The sequence below is a fragment of the Maribellus sp. CM-23 genome (assembly GCF_021354595.1).
Lineage (GTDB): Bacteria > Bacteroidota > Bacteroidia > Bacteroidales > Prolixibacteraceae > Draconibacterium.
In genome coordinates, this window is sequence record NZ_JADWYJ010000012.1 from 1 (window position 1) to 3,541 (window position 3,541).

Below are 3,541 nucleotides of genomic sequence, written 5' to 3' on the forward strand. Positions count from 1 at the left end.
CCCATGTATAGGTTTCATCCGAACAGATGGTCACGTTTGTTACGATCGGCTGTGGTTCCGGAGTTACCGTCAGTGCCAGTACCGAGTCGGGAGCACAGTTGTTGCCTTCCAGCGTGAGGTCTACGTTTCCGTTGCTTCCAAGGTAGGTTACACCGTTTACTGCCCAGGTGTATGTTTCATCCGAACAGATGGTCATGTTTGTTACGATCGGTTGTGGTTCCGGAGTTACCGTCAGTGCCAGTACCGAGTCAGGGGCACAGTTGTCACCTTCCAGCGTGAGGTCAACGTTTCCGTTGCTTCCGAGGTAAGTAACACCGTTTACTGCCCATGTATAGGTTTCATCCGAACAGATGGTCACGTTTGTTACGATCGGCTGTGGTTCCGGAGTTACCGTCAGTGCCAGTACCGAGTCAGGAGCACAGTTGTCACCTTCCAGTGTGAGGTCAACGTTTCCGTTGCTTCCGAGGTAAGTAACACCGTTTACTGCCCAAGTGTATGATTCATCCGAACAGATGGTCACGTTTGTTACGATCGGCTGTGGTTCCGGAGTTACCGTAAGTGCCAGTACCGAGTCGGGAGCACAGTTGTTGCCTTCCAGCGTGAGGTCAACGTTTCCGTTGCTTCCGAGGTAGGTTACACCGTTTACTGCCCAGGTGTATGTTTCATCCGAACAGATGGTTACGTTTGTTACGATCGGCTGTGGTTCCGGAGTTACCGTAAGTGCCAGTACCGAGTCGGGGGCACAGTTGTCACCTTCCAGTGTGAGGTCTACGTTTCCGTTGCTTCCAAGGTAGGTTACACCGTTTACTGCCCAGGTATAGGTTTCATCCGAACAGATGGTCATGTTTGTTACGATCGGTTGTGGTTCCGGAGTTACCGTCAGTGCCAGTACCGAGTCAGGGGCACAGTTGTCACCTTCCAGTGTGAGGTCAACGTTTCCGTTGCTTCCGAGGTAAGTAACACCGTTTACTGCCCATGTATAGGTTTCATCCGAACAGATGGTCACGTTTGTTACGATCGGCTGTGGTTCCGGAGTTACCGTCAGTGCCAGTACCGAGTCGGGAGCACAGTTGTTGCCTTCCAGCGTGAGGTCAACGTTTCCGTTGCTTCCAAGGTAGGTTACACCGTTTACTGCCCAGGTGTATGTTTCATCCGAACAGATGGTCATGTTTGTTACGATCGGTTGTGGTTCCGGAGTTACTATAATTGTTACAGTATCTTTCGCTACACAATTGTTTCCATAGCTGACTTCAACAATATAATCTCCACTGTAGCTTGGGATAGCATTGCTTATCGTCGGGTTCTGCTCAATAGAAGAAAAACTTGCAGGCCCACTCCATAAATATGAATTAGCGCCTGAAACAGAGGAAGCAGTAAGCTCAATGTTTCCACCTTCACATACTGAGTTGTCAGTAGCTGATGCTGTAACAGTTTCTGTACAGCACTCATCTGCAATGATCTCGATTGAGGCTGTGTTCTCACACATGTATTGATCTCTAACTGTAATAGTGTAATTTCCAACAGTTAGATTTTCAAACAGATTGGAAGGCTGGAAGTTGTTGCCGTCAATGCTGTATTCCAAAGTGCCTGTACCTCCTGATGCAGTAACAGTAATTGTTCCCAATGTACCATCGCACCTTACTGAGGTGGTATCTAAACCAACGGAAATTTGAGCAGGAGTACTCACGTTCACATAAACAGGATCACTTTCTACTCCTTTCGAATCAGTAACTACTAAAGTAGCAATAATGTCACCTGTTCCCGTAAAAGTAACCTGTGGTTGTTGTTGGTTCAAAGAACCAGCAGAAGAACCTCCTTGAGTAAAAGTCCACTGATAAGAGGTGTATATTCCTGAACCTCCCGATGCGGACGCATCAAAGGTAACATCAATACCATTGGCTCCATTGTTGCAAATAGAAGCAACATAGGCATTTACACTAAGAGGAGCATCTACTTCAAAAATAATGTTTTGATAGTCTTTACATTTAGAACCAGTGTAGGGTTCAGCACAGGAGTGAATACGACCTAAATCTGTACTTTGACTGTAAAAGAGGATGGTGTTTAATAATTGGAATTTATCACCGCATGTCCAATTAAAAGTTCCAAAGCTAATAGTCTGATTTCCTGCATATACCGTTCCGGCGAATCCAATTATCATTGAGTCAGTTAATGAATCGTCGTTTTTTCGTAAATCAGAATAAAGTGCGACATCGTACCTCGTGGTATTTGCTGTTATATCGGCCTTTATTTGAACAACAATTGGAGTTCCATAAGTACAGGAAGTCTGAGTCAGTTCATTTCCTTGAAGGTCGGTAAGGAATATTCTGTTTAAAGTGAACTCTTTAGCAGTACAATTCCATGAGATGCCTGGGCAAGTTCGCATGTCATCATACGTTTGTGCATTTAAATAACCAGCTCCTAAAAACAGAAACATCAACCCCAGAAACAGGGTTCGTGTTAAATTTCGCTTGGGTAAAGTTGTTTTCATATCATTTGTTGTGTTAATAGTTACAAAACCACACAGTAATGTAATCGGCGCTCAATCCGCCCATTCAAACGAATGAATGATCAGTCATTTGCCGTAATTGCTTATAAACTTTTGTTGATATGAAATTTTCGGAAAGATGTAAATAACCCCTTATTTTTTATCTAACTTTAAATTTCAGAATCAATTATTGCTAATGCAAATTATGACTTAATAACATAAAATCCAAATTTTAGATTGATTCGCGTCGCCTCCATATTCAATATTTCAAATGTTTAGTACGTTTGCCTGTCTTTAAGCAATTGTTGTGCCTATTGGTTTAATGTACTGAAAATGAGTTGTTTGAATTTTTGTGTTTGCAGAAATGTGGTTTCATTTTGGGACAAAACTCCCGGGGTGAAAAATAAAATACCTTCAGGTGTTCTTCATGGTTAGGCTCTATATTAAATCATAAATTCATACTGTTATCAGACGACTGTTTGTTTAGTCAATGCATAATCATCACTTGGTTGACATAATGTATATGTTTTGTTGTTACATATATTCTCATTTTTTCATGTAGGTGTTATGTTTAGCTTCTTTCTTAGAAGACAAAATAGCAGGACCTTACACATATATAGCGTTTCGCTGGGGAATATTGTGAACAGCTACCCTAAGATTGCTATTGGAGTTATATTATATAATGTACTTCCGTCGGTTGAGTATCGCTTTGTACGATGTTATGCATTAAATGTGTTTTTAGATAATATATATTTCTATATAAAGCTATATGATAGGAACAATCGATAGCAATATACCATGCGACTCAGTAGGGGATACTGTTTCCTCGCAAGTTTGAAAAGTTAAGTTGCTGTTTTAAATGGTGACTTACTCTTCAATACTATAATATATGTTTGGAGTTTTCTCTGCAGCCTATCCCTCAGATTTCGTTGCGGAACCAGATAAAAGGGAGAATTGACAAGATCTTTTCACGTAACGGGCTTTCTTTTTGTATGGTAGATGCGGGGGAGAAAGTGCTGGTGGAGATCACGGAAGCCTCGCGGGAAAACATGGAGC

The 3,541-nt window shown here is 42.1% G+C and carries 1 protein-coding gene; it reads right to left on the reverse strand.

The features are described 5' to 3' along the window. Positions 1 to 2,488, reverse strand: a 2,488-nt coding sequence (locus INQ51_RS22435) for a PKD domain-containing protein (RefSeq protein ID WP_233380228.1), incomplete at its 3' end; no start/stop codon positions are given. Positions 2,489 to 3,541: the final 1,053 nt, after the last annotated feature.